The following is a 374-nucleotide window of genomic DNA, read 5'->3' on the forward strand; positions in this document are numbered from 1 at the left end:
CAGGGAATACAAGGAATCACTGGAGCGCAAGGTGTAACTGGAGCACAGGGAATACAAGGAATCACTGGAGCACAAGGTGTAACTGGAGCTCAGGGAATTCAAGGAATTACTGGAACACAAGGTGTAACTGGAGCTCAGGGAATTCAAGGAATCACTGGAGCGCAAGGGGTAACTGGAGCACAGGGAATACAAGGAATAACTGGAGCACAGGGAATACAAGGAATCACTGGTGCGCAAGGAGTAACTGGAGCTCAGGGAATACAAGGAATTACTGGAGCGCAGGGAATACAAGGAATCACTGGAGCACAAGGTGTAACTGGAGCACAGGGAATACAAGGAATCACTGGAGCGCAAGGAGTAACTGGAGCTCAGGG

Annotated in this window: 1 pseudogene; it reads left to right on the top strand. The window is 49.7% G+C overall.

What is annotated here, in order from left to right:
* Positions 1–374: pseudogene (locus Q0975_RS28385) on the top strand (hypothetical protein); the annotation flags it as partial.

Source organism: uncultured Aquimarina sp. (genome assembly GCF_947500065.1).
Taxonomy (GTDB): Bacteria; Bacteroidota; Bacteroidia; order Flavobacteriales; family Flavobacteriaceae; genus Aquimarina.